12 protein-coding genes are annotated in these 13,884 nt (G+C 66.2%); all 12 read right to left on the bottom strand.

The genetic code is table 11. The features are described 5' to 3' along the window. Positions 1–327 precede the first annotated feature (327 nt). The 12 genes from tyrS to argC all read right to left on the bottom strand — a co-directional run bounded on the left by tyrS (position 328) and on the right by argC (position 13,877). Positions 328–1,587, bottom strand: a complete 1,260-nt coding sequence (gene tyrS, locus QQS53_RS08705) for a tyrosine--tRNA ligase (RefSeq protein WP_472775453.1) — start codon at positions 1,585–1,587, stop codon at positions 328–330. A 63-nt stretch (positions 1,588–1,650) separates the two neighbouring features. Next, on the bottom strand, positions 1,651–1,824 hold the full coding sequence (locus tag QQS53_RS08700) for a Trm112 family protein (protein WP_472775452.1): 174 nt from the start codon (positions 1,822–1,824) through the stop codon (positions 1,651–1,653). A 222-nt stretch (positions 1,825–2,046) separates the two neighbouring features. After that, positions 2,047–3,075 carry an ornithine cyclodeaminase gene (locus QQS53_RS08695; RefSeq protein WP_070769332.1) on the bottom strand — a complete coding sequence of 343 codons (1,029 nt, stop codon included), beginning with the start codon at positions 3,073–3,075 and terminating at the stop codon, positions 2,047–2,049. Between the two features lie 93 nt (positions 3,076–3,168). After that, on the bottom strand, positions 3,169–4,692 hold the full coding sequence (locus QQS53_RS08690) for an amino acid permease (protein ID WP_472775451.1): 1,524 nt from the start codon (positions 4,690–4,692) through the stop codon (positions 3,169–3,171). A gap of 303 nt (positions 4,693–4,995) precedes the next feature. Continuing rightward, a complete protein-coding gene (argH, locus tag QQS53_RS08685; protein ID WP_472775450.1) occupies positions 4,996–6,441 on the bottom strand; it encodes an argininosuccinate lyase in 1,446 nt (481 codons plus the stop codon). Further along, complete coding sequence (locus QQS53_RS08680) at positions 6,442–7,659, bottom strand: argininosuccinate synthase (RefSeq protein ID WP_472773831.1); 1,218 nt, start codon at positions 7,657–7,659, stop codon at positions 6,442–6,444. A 127-nt stretch (positions 7,660–7,786) separates the two neighbouring features. Continuing rightward, positions 7,787–8,278: an arginine repressor gene (locus QQS53_RS08675; RefSeq protein WP_070769328.1), complete on the bottom strand. Its 492-nt coding sequence runs from the start codon at positions 8,276–8,278 to the stop codon at positions 7,787–7,789. 4 nt (positions 8,279–8,282) lie between these two features. After that, positions 8,283–9,233: an ornithine carbamoyltransferase gene (gene argF / locus QQS53_RS08670; protein WP_472775449.1), complete on the bottom strand. Its 951-nt coding sequence runs from the start codon at positions 9,231–9,233 to the stop codon at positions 8,283–8,285. Between the two features lie 88 nt (positions 9,234–9,321). Beyond that, the gene (locus QQS53_RS08665; RefSeq protein WP_472775448.1) at positions 9,322–10,503 is read right to left on the bottom strand and encodes an acetylornithine transaminase; all 1,182 of its coding nucleotides are present in this window, start codon (positions 10,501–10,503) and stop codon (positions 9,322–9,324) included. After that, positions 10,500–11,477: an acetylglutamate kinase gene (gene argB / locus QQS53_RS08660; protein ID WP_472775447.1), complete on the bottom strand. Its 978-nt coding sequence runs from the start codon at positions 11,475–11,477 to the stop codon at positions 10,500–10,502. Before argB ends, QQS53_RS08665 begins: the two co-directional genes overlap by 4 nt. Positions 11,478–11,535: 58 nt before the next feature. Beyond that, entirely contained in the window at positions 11,536–12,750 is a 1,215-nt protein-coding gene (argJ, locus tag QQS53_RS08655) for a bifunctional glutamate N-acetyltransferase/amino-acid acetyltransferase ArgJ (protein ID WP_472775446.1), read from the bottom strand. A gap of 68 nt (positions 12,751–12,818) precedes the next feature. Continuing rightward, positions 12,819–13,877 (bottom strand): N-acetyl-gamma-glutamyl-phosphate reductase, encoded by a 1,059-nt coding sequence (argC, locus tag QQS53_RS08650; protein WP_472775445.1) that lies wholly within the window; start codon positions 13,875–13,877, stop codon positions 12,819–12,821. Between the last annotated feature and the right edge of the window lie 7 nt (positions 13,878–13,884).

Raw genomic sequence — 13,884 nt, 5'->3', positions numbered from 1 at the left:
ATCCGGCACACACCAACACAACCATCCACACAAATGCAAAAAGTACATTGGCACACTATTGAGTTCTCAAACATCACCGTTGCAAAACCGTTCCGCGCTATTGTCTAGCGTGGTTCGTGTTTTGTAACTGGGATTTAAATCTTAGACCAACTTTTAAACCAAAGTCAACCTGGAGTTTAACTCCCTGTCACCTGCTCTCGCGGCGACTCGGATAAATTTACACACCGCCCTGACTTTCCACAAATCCCCTGCTAGACGAGCAAAAACCCGTCACCGGGTGGTGACGGGTTAACTGTCGACGCCGCTGTTTGCTGCGTTTAGTGGGTTTTAGACGAGCTTGGCGCCAGCGAAGTTCTTCTTACCGCGGCGCAGGACCAACCAGGCCCCGTGCAGCAAGTCACTCTCGGACGGCTCCCACTCGGAATCGCCTACCCGCTCATTGTTAACGTAGGCGCCGCCTTCCTTGATGGTGCGGCGGGCCGCGCCCTTCGAATCCGCCAGGCCGCTGGCGACCAGGAGGTCCACGATGGTGCGGGGTTGACCGGGCGCGATCTCGGCAACCTCGGTCTCTGAGAGGGCACCGCGCAGGGTCTCCTCGTCCAAGTCCGTCAGGTTGGCCTTGCCGAACAGCGCTTGGGCGGCGAGCTCCACGGACTTCGTTGCTTCCTTGCCGTGGACCAAGTCGGTCATCTCCTGGGCCAGGCGGCGCTGCGCCTCGCGCTTGTACGGCTCGGCCTCTACCTTCTGCTGGTACTCGGCAATCTCTTCCTGGTTCAGGAAGGTGAACCAACGCAGGTAGTCAATGACCACGGAGTCGCCGGCATTCAGGAAGTACTGGTACCAGGAGTACGGGGAGGTCTTCTCCGCATCCAGCCAGAGCTTGCCGCCGCCGGTGGACTTGCCGAACTTCTGGCCGTTGGCGTCGGTGACAAGCGGTACGGTCAGGCCGTGGACTTTGGCGCCGTCGACGCGTCGGTTCAGGTCCACGCCGGAGACGATGTTGCCCCACTGGTCGCCGCCGCCGATCTGCAGGATGCAGTCGTAGTTGCGGCGCAGCTGCACGTAGTCGTTGGACTGCAGCAGCATGTAGGAGAACTCGGTGTAGGAAATGCCGTCGGCCTCCAGGCGACGCTTGACGGTGTCACGATCCAACATCGTGTTCAGGGAGAAGTTCTTGCCCACGTCGCGCAAGAAATCGATGACGGACATGTTCATCGTCCAGTCAGCATTGTTGACCAGGGTCGCTGCGTTCTCGCCCTCGAAATCGACGAAGCGCCGCAGCTGCCCCTTGATGGCGCCGAGGTTCTTCTCGATGACGTCCTCGGAGAGCATGGAACGCTCCCCCACGTCGCGCGGATCCCCGATAAAGCCGGTGGCACCGCCGGCCAGGGCCAGCGGGTGGTGGCCGGCTTCCTGGAAGCGGCGCAGCATGATCATCGGGACCAGGTGGCCGGCGTGCAGGGAATCCCCGGTCGGGTCAAAGCCGCAGTACAGGGTGATGGGCTGCTCGCAGGCCTCGCGCAGGGCCTCAAGATCCGTGGACTGGTTGATCAGGCCGCGCCACTGCAACTCATCGATGATATTCATGAAAAATCGTCCTTCTAGTCGATCTCGTCTGGTGTAGTTTCCGGGGTGCCGCTGGAGCCGGGGTTAGGCTGGCCACTTCTTGGCCTCGTCGGCCAGCATGACCGGGATGCCGTCCTCGATGGGATAGGCGATCCCCAAGCGCTGGTTTACTAGGACCTGCTGGTCCTCGATATACTCCAGCGGGCCTTTGTCCTGCGGACAAACCAAGATGTCTAGGAGGGCGGGGTCACAACTCATGCCCATCATCGTACCCGTTGCGCTTCCACCCCGCGGGCTTGGCCCCGCGATTCCCAGTGGCGGGTTTCCGGATGGCTTTTCGCCCCGGTTTCGGCGCAGCTTTTCGCTGGGTTGGTTGGGGCCGGCGTCGGGCAAGACTAAACCCCGCTTCCCTATCGGCGTGTGCACCGCTGGGAGGCGGGGTAGGTCTGGCGCGCGGGTTCTAGGCTGACCCGCTGCGGGTTAAATCAGGGACGGGACGTTCGCCACGAGGGAGAACAGGTCCTTCGGATCGTCCGGGTTGGCAATGATGTCGATGTCGGTCTCCAGCTCGGTGCCCTTGACCGCGTCGCGGACGTAGCGCAGGGCGGAGAAGTCGTTGATGGCAAATCCCACGTCGTCGAAGAGGGTGATCTGCTCGTCGTCATCGCGGCCGGTCGCCTGGCCGGTCAGGACCTGGTAGAACTCCGTGACCGGGAAGTCCTCCGGCATCTGCTGGATTTCGCCCTCGATGCGGGTCTGCTCGGGGAACTCGACGAAGACCTTGGACTTGTCCAGGATGGAGGCCTCCAGCTCGGTCTTGCCCGGGCAGTCGCCGCCGACGGCGTTGAGGTGCACGCCCGGGGCGACGTGGCGCTCGGCCAGAATCTGGTTCTGGGCCTTGTCCGCGGTGCAGGTGGTGATGATGTCGGCGCCCAGCACGGCCTCATCGACGCTGTTGCAGGCGGTGATGTTGAAGCCGAGCGGCTCCAGGTTGCGCTTGAACTTCTCGACGGCGTCCGGGTCGATGTCGTAGATGGTGATGTCCTCGATGCCCAGCACGCCGCGGAAGCCCAGCGCCTGGAACTCGGACTGGGAACCGGCGCCCACCATGGCCATACGCTTGGAGTCCTTGCGTGCCAGGTACTTGGCCACCATCGCGGAGGTCGCGGCCGTGCGCAGCGCGGTCAGCAGGGTCATCTCCGCCTCGAAGGTCGGGTAACCGTTGTCCACGTCGGCGAGCACGCCGAAGGCAGTCACGGTCTGGAAGCCGCGGGCCGGGTTCGACGGGTGGCCGTTGACGAACTTGAAGGCGTACTCCTCGCCGTCCGAGGTCGGCATGAGCTCGATAACGCCGAACGGGGTGTGGGAGGCTACGCGCGGGATCTTGTCGAAGCGCTCCCAGCGGCGGTAGTCGTTCTCGAGGTACTCGACCATGCCGGTGATGATGTTTTCCACGCCGTCGCGCTGAATCCAGCGCGCCATGTTCTCTACGTCGACGAATTTGACCATTGTTTCTAAATCTTCCTTTCTTAACTAACGATGCCGTTTTCTTGAGCGCCGGCCTGTATCCCAACGCTCAGTCCTAGCCGTTAGAGATCCTACTTACTTTTGATTGCGCGGGTGCAGGTCCGTCTGCGGGGCAGCCGGGAAGCTGGACGTCGGCAAGTGCTTGGCGCGGCGCTCATCTGCGATGGCCCGGATGCGGTCGCGCCAGGCGAACCACATCACCATGAAGACGGGGACCAGCAAGATGGAGGCGCCCAGAGCGTAGGTACCGATCGGGTAGTCGAAAGCCATCAGGACAATGACCACGCCGATAAAGACCAGGGTGGCCCAGTCCCCGACCGCACCGAAGGGCGAGCGGTATCCCGGACGCGTGTAGCGTCCGCTCTTGGACAAGCGCACGAATTTCAGGTGCGCCAGGGCGATCGCTGCCCACGATGCCAGCGTGCCCAGCGCCGCCAGGTTCAGCACGATTTCGAAGGCCGCCTCCGGGACGATGAAGTTCAGGAACACGCCCGCCAGGCCCACGAAGGCTGCCATGACGATGCCGCCGTAGGGCACGCCCGACTTGGACATCCGGGCACCGAACTTCGGGCCGGAGCCGGCGGTCGACATGTTGTACATGATGCGGCCGGTCGAGTACAGGCCGGCGTTCAGCGAGGAGATCGCCGCGGTGATGACCACCAGCTGGAAGATCGGGGCCGCAGCCGCGATGCCCAGGGACTCGAAGAAGGTCACGAACGGCGAGACGTTCGCGATGTATTCGGTGTACGGCAGGACCAGGGTCAGTAGCAGCACGGAGCCGAAGTAGAAGACCAGGATACGGACCAGGACGTTGTTGACCGCTCGCGGGATGTGCTTCTCGACGTCCTTGGTCTCACCACTGGTGGTACCGACCAGCTCGATGCCGGCGTAGGCGAAGACCACGCCCTGGATGACGATGACGGCCGGGATGAAGCCGTTCGGCAGCCAGCCGCCGGCATCAGAAATCAGGCTGAATCCGGTCGGGTCGCCGCTCGGGTGGCCGAGGATAACCACGCCGATGGCCACCAGCATGAAGATGAGCAGCGCGACGACCTTGATCATGGAGAACCAGTACTCGAGCTCGCCGAAGATCTTCACCGACATCATGTTGAACAGCAGGATGCCGCCGATGACCAGCAGCGCCAGCACCCACTGCGGGATGGCTTCGATCCAGTGGGTGTACTGCGAGAACCACTTGATGTAGAGGGCCACGGCCGTGGCGTCGGCAACCAGGGTCATAGCCCAGTTGCCCCAGTAGAGCCAGCCGGTCACGAACGCCGTCTTCTCGCCGTAGAACTCACGGGCATAAGACACGAACGAGCCGGAGCTCGGGCGGTAGACAATCAGCTCGCCGAGCGAGCGCAGGATGACGTAGCCGAACATACCGCAGATGAGGTAGAGCACGGCCAGCGAGGGACCGGCCTGTTCAAGGCGGGCACCGGTGCCCAGCAAGAGGCCGGTACCGATAGCGGAACCGATGGCAATCATCTGGAGCTGGCGGTTGCCCATGCCCTGTTGCAAGCCATGGTCCTCGGAGGCATAGACGTTGCGCTCTGCCTCGTGGGGGGCTGACTCGGAGCCCGTTGGATTGGTTGTCATAGGTAGGCTTTCTAAATCTGTCCACGTTTAAGTAGCACGGATCACATCCGCTGCGGTGAACTGTAGTACACCGTTCGCATTTCTGTGACTGGCAGCACCCAGCAACGTCTCGTTTCTCAGACTTGCCCCGGGCACACCCCCGTCACCACAGAAAACAAGACGCCGTACGGTGAGAACCGCTAGCCCCGAAAGTGGTAGAACCTACCCGGGCGATCAACAAAACCGGCGCGGCCCCGTCGTCTCCCGGAGGAGGCAACGAAACCGCGCCGGTTCATCAATGGCGGCTGGGCCAGCTAGCGGCCCCTATTTCTGGGCGCCGGGGATAACCGGCGTGCCGGCCCAGGTTTTCGCTTCGGCGTTGCGCTGGGCAACCAGCTCGCGCTGCTCCGCCACCCGCACGCCCGCGGTACCGCCCTTGGTGGAGCGTGAGGCGACCGCGCCGTCGATGGTCAGCACCTCGCGGACCTTAGGCTTCAAAGCCTCGTGGACCCCAGCCAGCTCCGCGTCGGTGAGATCGATGAGGTCGACGCCACGCTCCTCGGCGATCCGCACGCACTCGCCGGAGGCCTCGTGCGCCTGGCGGAAGGGCACGCCCTGGCGCACCATCCACTCGGCCAGGTCGGTGGCGAGCGTGAACCCGCGCGGGGCGAGCTCGCGCATGCGGTCCTCGTGGAAGACCAGGGTGCTGACCAGGCCCGTCATCGCCGGCAACAGCAGGTTGAGCTGGGCGACCGAGTCCACGATCGGCTCCTTGTCTTCCTGCAGGTCGCGGTTATAGGCCAGCGGCTGCGCCTTGAGCGTGGCCAGCAGGCCGGTCAGGTTGCCGATGAGCCGGCCGGTCTTGCCGCGGGTGAGCTCGGGGACGTCCGGGTTCTTCTTCTGCGGCATGATGGACGAGCCCGTCGACCAGGCATCATCCAGGCTGACGTAGCCGTATTCCGGCGTGCACCAGTAGATGATCTCCTCGGCCAGGCGAGACATGTCGATGGCCGTCTGCGTGAGGACGTAGGCGGTCTCCGCGGCAAAGTCGCGCGAGGCGGTCGCGTCCAGCGAGTTCTCCGCCGCCGCGTCAAAGCCTAGCTCCGCGGCGATGGCCTCCGGATCCAGCGCCAGCGACGAGCCCGCCAGGGCGCCGGAGCCGTAGGGAGAAATCGCCAGGCGCTTGTCCAGGTCCTGGAAGCGCTCGATGTCGCGCAGCAGCGGCTGGGCGTGGGCCAGCAGCTCGTGGGCCAGCAGGATGGGCTGGGCGGCCTGCGAGTGCGTCTTGCCCGGCATGATGGCCTCCGGGTGCGCACCCGCCTGCTCGACCAGGGCGTCGACCAGCTCGGTGATTTGCGCCGTGATATCGCGGATCGCGTCGCGGACCCACATGCGGAACAGGGTCGCGACCTGGTCGTTGCGGGAGCGGCCCGCGCGCAGCCGGCCGCCAACCTCGGGGCCGACGCGCTCGATGAGCCCGCGCTCCATGGCGCCGTGGACGTCCTCATCGTGCGCGTTCGGCGTGAACTCGCCGGAGGCGACGTCCTTGCCCAGCTGCTGCAGCCCGGAGATCATGGTCTCGAAGTCGGCATCGCTGAGCAGGCCGGCCTTGTGCAGGACGCGGGCGTGGGCCTGGGAGGCGAGCACGTCGTAGGGCGCCAGGACCCAGTCGAAGTGGGTGGACACGCTGAGGGCAAACATCGCCTCAGAGGGCCCGCCGGAGAACCGGCCGCCCCAGAGGGCGCCCTCGTTCGTCTTGTGGGGCTGCATCTACTTCGCCCCCGTGCGGAAGCCGCCGTCCCGGTCGCGCTGGTTAGAAATCTGCGTGGACAGGCCGTGCAGCTGCACGAAGCCCTTGGCCGCGGTCTGGTCGAAGGCGTCGCCGGTGTCGTAGGTGGCCAGGTCGAAGTCGTACAGGGACTGGCCCGAACGGCGGCCGTTGACCACGATGGAACCGGCGTGCATGACCATGCGGATGTCGCCGGTGACGTTCTCCTGGGAGGACTGGATGAACTGGTCCAGCGCCTTCTTCAGCGGGGAGAACCAGAGGCCGTCGTAGACCTCCTCGGACCAGCGGGCGTCGGTGAGCCGCTTGTAGCGGGCCAGCTCACGCTCGACGGTCACGTCCTCCAGCGCCTCGTGGGCCTTGATGAGCGCGATAGCGCCCGGGGCCTCGTAGACCTCGCGGGACTTGATGCCCACCAGGCGGTCCTCGACCATGTCCAGGCGGCCGATGCCCTGGGCGCCGGCGCGCTGGTTCATCTGCTCGATGGCCTGCAGGACGGTCACCGGCTGGCCGTCGATGGCCACCGGCTTGCCCTTCTCAAAGGAGATGACGACCTCGTCCGGGGCGTTACCCAGGCCCGGATCCTCGGTGTAGGCGTAGAGATCCTTTGTCGGCGGGTTCCACAGATCCTCCAGGAAGCCGGTCTCGACGGCGCGGCCCCAGACGTTCTGGTCGATGGAGAACGGCGAGGAAGCGGACTGCTCGATCGGCAGGTCGATCTCCTCCGCGAAGGCGATGGCCTTGTCGCGGGTCCAGGCGTAGTCACGGGCCGGGGCGATGATCTCCAGGGACGGATCCAGCGCGCGGAAGGAGACCTCGAAGCGCACCTGGTCGTTGCCCTTACCGGTACAGCCGTGGGAGACGTGGGTACCGCCGTGCTCCTGGGCGGCCTCGACCAGGTGCTTGACGATGAGCGGGCGGGAGATGGCGGACACCAGCGGGTACTGCTTCATGTACATGCCGTTGGCCTGGATGGTCGGCAGGCAGTACTCCTCGGCGAACTCGTCCTTCGCGTCGATGACGATGGACTCGACGGCGCCACAGTCCAGGGCGCGCTGGCGGACCGACTCCATGTCTTCCCCACCCTGGCCGAGATCCAGGGAAACCGCGACGACGTCGCCGCCGGTCATCTTGGCCAGGTACGGGATGGCCACCGAGGTGTCCAGGCCGCCGGAATAGGCCAGCACTACGCGTGCACTCATTGCGAATCTTCTCCTTCTTGAGAACGGTTGTCTGCAATTAATTCATCTGGATAAATATTATACACCGGGAGCGCGGGGGACAAACTCCACCACCCCGCGTGTCACCCCTGGCGCTGGTGCGCCGGCGCTACTCGCTCGCGGAGCTGCGGCCGGTCAGGCGCTCCCCCAGCTCCTTGCCGGCCAGCGGCTCGCGCGCCAGGACGAAGACCGTGTCGTCGCCGGCGATGCACCCGACGACGTCCGGCAGGCCCACGCGGTCGATGAAGCTGGCCAGGTACTGCGCCGCGCCGGCCGGGGTGCGCAGCATGGCTATATTGCCGGAGTGATCGTGGGAGACCACCAGCTCGTCGACCATGCGGCGCAGCTTCTCGCGCGGGCCGTTGACCTGGTCGTCGAAGTCCTCGTATTCGCCGCCGACCTTGTAGAAGGAACGCCCGCCGTCGCGCTTGACCTTCTTCGCGCCCAACTCGTCCAGATCGCGCGACAACGTCGCCTGGGTGATGTCGATCCCCTCGTCCAGCAGCAGGTCAGAGAGCTGCACCTGGCTGGTCACCCGGGTCTTGCCCAGGATCTCCAGGATTTTGGCCTGACGCGCGTTCCGGGTACTCGGCACGGTCATGAATCTAGCTGTCCTTTCGTTCCAACAACCACGTCAGCAGCGCCTTCTGGGCGTGCATCCGGTTTTCGGCCTCATCGATGACCCGCGAGGCCGGCCCGTCGATCACCTCGGCCGTCACCTCGTTGCCGCGGTAGGCCGGCAGGCAGTGCAGGAAGATGGCGTCATCGGCCGCGGCCGCCATGATGTCCTGGTTGACCTGGTACGGCAGGAACGGGGTGCGGCGGTCCTTGCCGTCGCCCTCCTGCCCCATGGAGACCCACGTATCCGTGATCACCACGTCGGCGCCGACCCCGGCCGCGACGTCATCACTGACAACGACGTTAGCACCGGTGTCCTCGGCCCGTGCGCGCGCCCGGTCGATAAAACGCTGCTCCGGCTGGAACTGCGCCGGCGAGCAGATGGTGATGTCCATGCCGGCCGTGGCGAAGCCCAGCAGGTAGGAGTTGGCCATGTTGTTGGCGCCATCGCCGTAGTAGACCGCCTTCTTCCCGCGGAGGTTTTCTACCCCACCGAAGTTTTCGGCGCAGGTGACCAAATCCGCCAGGATCTGACACGGGTGCAGGTCGTCCGAGAGCGCGTTAATCACCGGGACCGTGGCGGTTTCCACCATGTCCACCAGGTTCTGGTGGGCGAAGGTGCGCCAGACGATCGCGGAGACATACCGCGACATCACCGCGGCAGTGTCCTGGATGGACTCCCCTTTGCCGATCTGGGTCTCCGAGGTATCCGAAACCACCGCGTGGCCGCCCAGCTGCGGCACGCCCGCACCGAAGGAAAAGCGCGTGCGCGTCGAGGTCTTATCGAAAAGCACCGCGACGGTCTGCGGGCCCTCCAGGGGCCGGTAGCCGTACGGGTCCTTTTTCATTTTCAGGGCCAGGTTCAGCACCTCGGCCTGCTCCTGCGGGCTCAGGTCATCGTCGGCCAGGAAGTGCCGAAGCTTTGCACTAGTAGTCATATCGTGGGTTGTCCTTTCGGTGTGTCTTGGATCTTATTTTATAGCCGCGCATGCATAAACCGCAGCGGCTTGCGGACACGTGTTGCCGCTATCTGGATTGCTCGCTAGCTAGCTCGCCCAGAATCTCGACTATCCCCTGGACTGCGAAGTCGATGTCGGCGTCGGTGAGCACCAGCGGCGGGCACAGGCGCAGCACGTGCTCGTTGGGGGCGTTGAGCAGCAGTCCGTGCGCGTACCCGGCCTGCACCGCCTTCTTCGCCAGCGGCTGGTTGAGTACCACGCCCAGCAGCAGGCCCTGGCCGCGCACGTAGTCCACCTGCTCCAGGGCGGTCAGCCTTTCGCGCAGCGCGGCGCCGGCATCCTTCACCCGCTGGCAGAAGGCCTCGTCGACGTGTTCTATGACCACCTGGGCGGCCGCCGCGACCACGGGGTTGCCGCCGAAGGTCGTGCCGTGCGAGCCGGGAGTGAACAGCTCGGCCGCCTTGCCCCGGGCAATCGTCGCGCCCATCGGCAGGCCGCCGCCCAGCCCCTTAGCCAGGGTGATGACGTCGGGCTGGATGCCCGCCTGCTGGTGGCAGAAGAACGAGCCCGTGCGGCCGATGCCGGTCTGCACCTCGTCGATAATCAGTAGGATGCCGTGCTCGTCGCAGAGCTCGCGGGCGGCGCGCAGGAATTCCGGCGTGGCGGGCACGACGCCGACCTCGCCCTGGATGGGCTCGCAGATGATGGCTGCCGTATCCGCCGGGTCCTGCTCCACCAGGGTACGCAGGTAGTCGATGTCGTTGTAGGTAAAAAACTCCACCCCGCCGGGCAGCGGGCGGAAGGCGCGCTGCTTGTCCGGCTGCCCCGTTAGCGCCAGTGAGCCCATGGTCCGGCCGTGGAAACCACCGTGGGCCGTCAGTATCCGCCGGCGCCCGGTCAAGCGGGCAAGCTTGAAGGCGGCCTCGTTGGCCTCCGCGCCGGAATTGCAGAAGAAGACCCGGGCGCTGGCATCGCCCGCCTTGTCCCGCAGGGCGGCCGCAACCTGGAGGGTCGGTTCGGAGGCGCACAGGTTGGACACGTGGCCCAGGCGGGCAATCTGCTGGCTGACTGCGGCGACGATGTCGGGGTGGGCGTGCCCCAGCGCGTTCACGGCGATGCCCGCCACCAGGTCCAGGTAATCCTTGCCGGCGTCGTCGGTCACCCAGGCGCCCGACCCGCTGCGCAGGGTCAGCGGCGGGGTGCCGTAGTTGTTCATCATGACGTCATTCCACTGCGGCGTGGTGCTCATTTCGCGTCGTCCTTCCTAAAGACCGTTCCGGCCGGGTAATTGTCGATCTGGTAGTCGTTGGGCAGCACCATCGTGCCGATACCTCCCATGGTCATCAGCTCGAGGAGCACGGTGTGGGCCTGGCGGCCGTCGATGACGTGCGCCGCCTTCACCCCGCCTTCCACGGCCTTGAGGCAGGCCTCCATCTTGGGGATCATCCCGGTGTCCAGCTGCGGCATAAACTCGCGCAGTTGGCTGGCCTCCAGCTTGGAGACCAGCGAGTCCGGGTCCGGGTAGTCGGTGTAGAGGCCCTCGACGTTGGTCAGCATGACCAAGCGCTCCGCGCCCAGGCCGACGGCCAGCTCGCCGGCGGCTATGTCGGCGTTGATGTTGTAGACCTCCCCATCGTTGCCCGGGGCGATGGTGGAGACCACCGGGATGCGCCCGGCGTCGATGATGTCGCGCACCGCCGCCGGGTTGACCTCGGTGATTTCGCCGACCAAGCCGACGTCGCAGCCCTTGCCGTCGATGGTGACTTCGCGCCGACGGGCCCGGAATAGCCCGGCGTCCTCTCCCGAGGTGCCCACCGCGTAGGGCCCGTGGGAGTTGATGAGGTTGACCAGCTCCCGGCCGACCTGGCCGAAGAGCACCATGCGGACTACCTCCATGACCTCCGGTGTGGTCACCCGGAAGCCACCGCGGAACTCGCCGTGCAGTCCGACGCGCTCCAGCATCGCGTTGATCTGCGGGCCGCCGCCGTGGACGACCACGGGCTTGGCGCCCACCGTGCGCAGGAAGACCATGTCGGCGGCGAAGGCCTCCTTGAGCGCGTCGTCCACCATGGCGTTGCCGCCGTATTTGACCACGACGATCTTGTCGCGGAAGTGCTTGAGCCACGGCAACGCCTCCGCCAGGACCTGGGCCCGCTGCCCGTTGCTGAACTTGTTCGGGCCGGGCTGGCCCGCCCCGGCGCCCGCGGTTGTGCCATTTTCCATTGCTTCTACTCCCCTAGTTCTTCTTGCAGATCAGTGTTTTTGCTCATCCCGCGCGCGGCTAGGAGCTGTAGGCGGAGTTGATCTCGACGTAGGCGTGCGACAGGTCCGTCGTGCGCACCGTCGCTCGTCCTGCCCCGCCCGTTCCCAGGTCGACGGCGACGTCGATGTCCTCCCCGCTCAGGTCCACCTCGCGGGCGGTCGGGGTGCCCGTGGTGTTCTCGCAGACCACGTGGCCGTTGAAGCGCACGGCGATGCCGTCCGGGTCCATCGCCACCGGCGCCATGCCGACGGCGGCCAGCACCCGGCCCCAGTTCGGATCGGAGCCGAACATCGCGCATTTGAAGAGGTTGTCGCGCCCCAGGGTGCGCGCGGCGACCAGCGCGGCGGCATCGTCGTGGGCGCCGGTGACGGTGATCTGCACGCGCTTGGTCACGCCCTCGGCATCGGACTGCATCTGGGCGGCGATTTCGGCGCAGACCTCGAAGATAGCGGCGTTGAGATCGGCCTGTTCGGGAGTGACACCCGCCCGGCCTGAGGCCAGCGCCACCACCGTGTCGTTGGTGGACGTGGAGCCGTCGATGTCCAGGGTGTTGAAGGTCTGCGGCATCGCCGCCTCCAGCGCGGTCTTCAGCTGCGCGGAAGTCACGTCGGCGTCGGTGGTGACAACGGCGAGCATCGTCGCCAGCGACGGCGCCAGCATGCCCACGCCCTTGCCCATCGCGCCGACGGACCAGCCTTCGCACTTGACCGCGGCCTGCTTGGGCACCGTGTCGGTGGTCATGATAGCCTCTGCGGCCTGGCGCGCCGCCTCCGGCGTTGCGCCTGCGCCTTGGGCGGCCTGCGCGCCCAGCTTGTCGATGCCACCGGTAACCACCGGCATGTCCATCGGCTCGCCGATGATGCCGGTCGAGCAGACCACCACCTCCTGCGGCTCTACCCCCAGCGCCTGCGCCATTTCCTGGGCCATGGTCTCGGCGTCCTGGTCGCCCTGGGCGCCGTTGCAGGCGTTCGCGTTGCCGGAGTTAATCACCACGGCGCGCACGCTGCCGTCGGCCACGGCCTTCCGGCTGTATTTGACGGGCGCGGCCACGACCTGGTTCTGGGTAAAGACCGCGGCGGCCGCGCTGGACGGGCCCTCGTTGACGACCAGCGCCATGTCGGGCTTGCCGGAGGGCTTGAGCCCGGCGGTCGCGGCGTAAGCGCTAAACCCGGCCGGGGTCACGACCCCGCATTCGTCCGGGGCGGCGTCTGTGTCTAGGGTATGGGTGTGCATGGGGTTCTCCTTCAAGGTGCTGTAAATTTTCGGGGAAAGGAATGGCGGCGCGGAGGATTCTCCCGCCGCTAGGGCAGGACGGCGGTGCCGTTAAGCCCGGCCGTTTCCTCCCAGCCGAGGGCGAGGTTGAGGCACTGCACTGCGCCCCCGGCGGTGCCCTTGGTCAGGTTGTCGATGGCGCAGGTCATGATCAGGCGGCGCGCCACCGCGTCGACGTGGACCTGGATCTGGGCGATGTTCGATCCGACGACGTGCTTGACCTGGGGCTGCGCGCCCTGCGGCAATAGCTGACAGAAGGCCTCGTCCGCGTAGGCCGCTGCGTAAGCGCGCCGGGCGGCATCCTCGACGGCGGCGGCATCGTCTGCGGCGTCGGCGGCCAGCGGAGCGGTGACCGTGGCCAGGATTCCCCGCGTCATGGGGGCGAGCACCGGGGTGAAGCTGACGGTCACGCCGGCCGCGATTTCGGAGAGGTTCTGGACCATCTCCGGGGTGTGCCGGTGGGTGCCGCCCGGGCTGTAGGCCTTGACGTTGCCAATGGTCTCGGAGCCGCTGAAGGCCACCGCGGCCTTCTTGCCCGCCCCCGAAAGACCGGTCACGGCCACGACGTCGAAGTTCGGCTCCACGATGCCGCCCTGCAGCGCCGGGAAGGCCGCCAGCGTGACAGCCGTCGGGAAACACCCCGGCACGGCCACGCGGCGCGCCGCGGCGACGGCCTCCCGGTGGCCGGGCAGCTCCGGCAGCCCGTAGGGCCAGGACCCGGCGTGCTCGGTGCCGTAGTAGGTATCCCAGGCGGCCGGGTCCTGCAGCCGGAAGTCGGCGGCGCAGTCGATGACCAGGACCTCGGCCGGCAGCTGCTGGGCCAGGGCGGCCGAGTGCCCGTGGGGCAAGGCCAGGAAGACGACGTCGTGGCCGGAAAGGGTCTCGACGGTCGTGTCCTCCAGCGTGCGGTCGGCCAGCTCGGGCAGGTGAGGGAGCGCCTCGGCCACGCAAGCCCCGGCCTGAGAGTGCGCGCACAGCGACCCGATGGTCAGGTCGCCACGGCGGTACGCGGGGTGTGCGAGCAGGAGGCGGAGGATTTCGCCACCGGCGTACCCGGTGGCGCCAGCTAGTGCGACGTGAATACTCATAGCGGCG

It is taken from the genome of Corynebacterium sp. 2571A (genome assembly GCF_055700935.1).
The sequence above is the reverse complement of the archived record's forward strand: the minus strand, read 5'-3'. Positions and strand labels throughout refer to the sequence as shown.